Below are 2,176 nucleotides of genomic sequence, written 5' to 3'. Positions count from 1 at the left end.
GGACGTCGTTCACCTCGCGCACGTTGGTGCTGCCGACCGCGAAGTCGAGCTCCCCCGCGCCGACGCGCCCCGCCGCCTCCGCGAGCGGCGCCATCTTGCGCGAGATCACGCGGCTCGCGCGGCGCGCCACGAGCGCGAGCGCGAGCGCGCTTCCCACAGCGGCGCCGACGAGCATGAGGTTCTGCGGGTTGGGAAGCAGGCCGGCGAGATCGCGCGAGACCCACTGCGGCAGGTACTCGCTGACGAGTGCGCAGGCCCCGCCGCCCTTGAGCGGGAACGCGGCGTAGGTGAGGCCCGAGCCCCCGCCCTCGATCTCCACTGTGCCCGGATCCGCGGCGAGTGCCGTACTGGCCATTTCCGTCGCGTCCTCGAGCCGCGTACCCTCGAGGTCTGTCATCATCACGTTTCCGTCCTTGTTCAGGATGAGGTAGCGGTAGGCCGTCGGCACGTCCTGCTGCCCGCAGACGCCGTCGCGTGCCAGGCCCTCCGCGACCTCGCGCGCATTGGCCGGCCCCCAGCTTGCCTCGTAGACGAAGCCCGCGCTGATCAACACGGAGAGCACCATGAGCGAGGCGAGCCACGCCGTGGCGACCGCCGCGAACGCGTAGGCGAAGTAGCGCGCGATGACGAAGGAGAGCGGCATGCCCCCGCGACCTCGCGCCCCGATCCTCAGAGCTGCCTCCTCAGAGCTGCCACTTGTACCCCATCCCCCAGACGGTCGCGATCGGATCGGCGCCGGCCTCGGAGAGCTTCCTCCGGGCGCGGCTGACCTGCATGGATATGGCCGCGTCGTCGGCGTCGCTCTCCCAGCCGAGCACCGCCTCGCGTATCTGCGCGCGGCTCATGACCTGCCCGGGGTGGCGCGCGAGGTACTCGCAGATGGCGTACTCGGTGGGCGTGAGCGGCACGGTCTCGCCGCCCACGGCGAGGTCGCGCGCCCCGAGGTCGATCCGCACCTCCCCGAAGGAGAGGGCGTGCGAGCGCGGCCGGCGCTCACGGCGTAGATGGGCCGCGACCTTGGCGCGCAGCTCCGCGGCACCGAAGGGCTTGCGGACGTAGTCGTCGGCGCCCAGGCCGTAGCCGGCCACGGCGTCCTCCTCGGCCACGCGCGCGGTCAGGAAGACGATGGGCCCGTCGAAGTCCGGGCGGATCTGCCGCACGAGCTCGAAGCCGTCGAGCCCCGGCATCATGACGTCGCAGAGCACGAGGTCGAAGCGCGAGAGGTCCATCCCCGGGACCGCCGTCGGGTCGGCCGCCCTGACGACCTCATGGCCGTCGCGGCCGAGGACGCGCGCGAGCGCGTCGAGGATCGCCCGCTCATCATCCACTGCCAGTATCCTCGCCATGTTCGACCTCCTGAAACTCTCGTCGGAATTGTACTAGCGCCGCACTCAGCGGTCCAGAGCCCTGCGCGCAGCCGCGGGCGCCTCGGCCGCGTCGCACGCGCGGTAGCGCACGCCCGAGCCGCCGCGCGCCTCGATCTCGAGCCAGCCCTCGCCGTCCGACTCCCGCCCGAAGAAGATGAGCTGGAGCTCTCGGACATTGCCCCTGTCGTCCGCCGCGTCCACCAGGTAGACGTAGTTTGCCACCGCCCCGGTGGCGTCGGCGTAGGAGCTCGCGTGGCTGCCGGGCTCGGGCGCGGGCGCCCACATGACGATCTCAGGGTTGGGCAGCACGCGGTCGGCGATCGAGCGCAGCGCCGACCCCCAGCCGGCGTCGAGCAGGGCATTCCCGCCCAGGACGAGCGCTGCGGAGAGGAGGACGAGCATGGCGGCGAGCGGCCTCCTACGCATCTGCCCTCCCGTCCTCGTAGCGGCAGAACCAGGCGAGAAGGACGGCGCCGGCTGCCAGTGTGAGCACGAGGCCAGCGAGCGCAGTCGTGAGGAGAGGGCCCGCCGCGCGTGCGGCGTCGATGAAGGCCTCCACCCCGAGCGACCCCAGGCGCGCGGGCCAGGCGAGCGGCACCCAGCTCAGGGGCGTCGCCAGGGCACCGGTGAGCTCGCCGGTCATGAGGCCGTGCGCAAGTCCGCCCACCGAGAAGAACGCGAGGAGCATCCCCGCTGCGCCGGCGCCGATGGCGGCGTTGCGGCCGAGGCGCAGGGCCACGCCGAGCCCCAGCGCGTAGAGGGGCAGGCTGCCCAGCACGATGCCCGCCCAGGCGGCCGCAAGCGGAGCG

At 72.7% G+C, this 2,176-nt stretch carries 2 protein-coding genes and 2 pseudogenes; all 4 read right to left on the bottom strand.

Going from position 1 to position 2,176, the window contains the following annotated elements; genetic code table 11:
* Window positions 1–643 (bottom strand): annotated as a pseudogene (locus tag DW821_RS10045) (hypothetical protein); the annotation flags it as partial.
* 40 nt (window positions 644–683) lie between these two features.
* Window positions 684–1,346, bottom strand: a complete 663-nt coding sequence (locus DW821_RS10040; RefSeq protein ID WP_118066734.1) for a response regulator transcription factor — start codon at window positions 1,344–1,346, stop codon at window positions 684–686.
* 45 nt (window positions 1,347–1,391) lie between these two features.
* A complete protein-coding gene (locus DW821_RS10035) occupies window positions 1,392–1,769 on the bottom strand; it encodes a hypothetical protein (RefSeq protein WP_118066732.1) in 378 nt (125 codons plus the stop codon).
* Window positions 1,770–1,785: 16 nt separating this feature from the next.
* Window positions 1,786–2,176: pseudogene (locus DW821_RS10220) on the bottom strand (lantibiotic ABC transporter permease); the annotation flags it as partial.

Origin of the sequence: Collinsella sp. AM33-4BH (assembly GCF_003469205.1) — a bacterium.
Classification (GTDB): domain Bacteria; phylum Actinomycetota; class Coriobacteriia; order Coriobacteriales; family Coriobacteriaceae; genus Collinsella.
Note: the sequence above shows the minus strand (reverse complement) of the source record. Positions and strands in the feature narration are given on the sequence as shown.